This is a genomic window from Stenotrophomonas sp. P5_A8 (assembly GCF_056400545.1).
Genome location: NZ_JBFULB010000540.1, coordinates 1 through 1,401 on the forward strand (window position 1 = coordinate 1; position 1,401 = coordinate 1,401).

Annotated in this window: 1 protein-coding gene; it reads right to left on the reverse strand. The window is 57.2% G+C overall.

Going from position 1 to position 1,401, the window contains the following annotated elements:
* Nucleotides 1-190: 190 nt before the first annotated feature.
* Nucleotides 191-1,108, reverse strand: a complete 918-nt coding sequence (locus AC1DQP_RS20500) for a TniQ family protein (protein ID WP_478052432.1) — start codon at nt 1,106-1,108, stop codon at nt 191-193.
* Nucleotides 1,109-1,401: the final 293 nt, after the last annotated feature.

Below are 1,401 nucleotides of genomic sequence, written 5' to 3' on the forward strand. Positions count from 1 at the left end.
AGTTGAAAGTCTACCGTTGGACGTCTCAAAGACGCAACGCTGCGGCTGGTGTGGCTACAAGTTGCGGGCCGCATGGCTGCATTGCCAGGGCGCTATCTGCCGCGTGAGCTCCGGGAAACTGCTGCGAGCACGCGAAGATGACTGCCTACAAAACCTTGGGCCACTCACCCAGGATGAGCATGAGGTTAGATCAGAGGGCAGGATGAGCATGCTCGGGAAGAAAGAAGTCTCTCGTGTAAGGACCCCATGGATGTAGGAGGCTATCGATCGGCAGTCCGAGGCGAGCTGACGTTCGTCTGACCATGGAGAGGGTCGGCGGGTGCTCTCGACGTAGGTATGTCATGAACTCATGACGTGGCAGCCCTTCGAACCGGTAGCGCTCTCTTTTCTCAAGCCAGACGTAGCAGATGAGTCTATGGATGAAGCTCTTGATCGCTCCCACTTGATAGTCACCAGTCCGGAACATGGAGCTATCGACTAGTTCGACTAGATCCAGCGCATACTCCTCATGGACAACTGCTACGCGCGCAGAAGGATGAACCTGATCAAAGCGCGTCCCGCAGGCGCGACATGAATCAGCATACGCGGGGCCCCCAAGCGGCCTTGCGCCGCACTCTAAGCACTGATTGGTAAGTCCCATCCGGTGGACGTGGCAGGCCTTGACGGCTGAGAAGGACCACACAAGCTTGTGGTGAATCGGGACGCCCCCTAAAGACTGATCCGCGACGCAGCCAGGGCACCATTTGCTGAACCTGGAGTAGCAGGTCACGGTCCGACTTAGCGCTTTGGCTAGGAACATGAAGGTTGAGTTCTTCAGAGCAATCTCGCACTCCGATGCCATTGTTGTGAGAAGCGGAACGACCGAGTGTTCCACTGGGCGCGGTCTGTCCAGCTGCGGGCCTACCACTGCCGTTATCCTGTCTCCAGGACGAAGCTCCGAGTGTCGGCCTGCCCTTCTTGCAATCACCTCGAAGAGGTAGGAAGGAGTGACACTGTGTAGACGTGCAAGCCGGAGCACGTATGAGTGCAGTGCCTCGACATCGCCAGTGTTCTTCCCAACGATTTCCAAAGGAAGTAGGCGTGGAGTGGTCTCGTCATCAGATTTCATTGCGGCGTGTTTTCCTCTTGAATGGAGCCGGTTTCTTGCTCGCTCGCAATGCCAACGTCGGCCCTGCTTCGGGCATGGCGACGACCTTTTTTTCTGAAAAGTGGAGTTCTCCACGCCGGATCTCAGCGCTAACCGAGGCAAGCGCTGAGCTAAGCTGCCTGGTCCGAGCCCAATCACCCTGTCCGGGTATCGAGCGGCCTTCAGATCGGCAGGAAGCTAAAGCATTCCGGATCCATCGTGAAAGCGCACCTATGCAGCCCCATGAGCCGTCATGAAGTGCCTCGATGTACTCG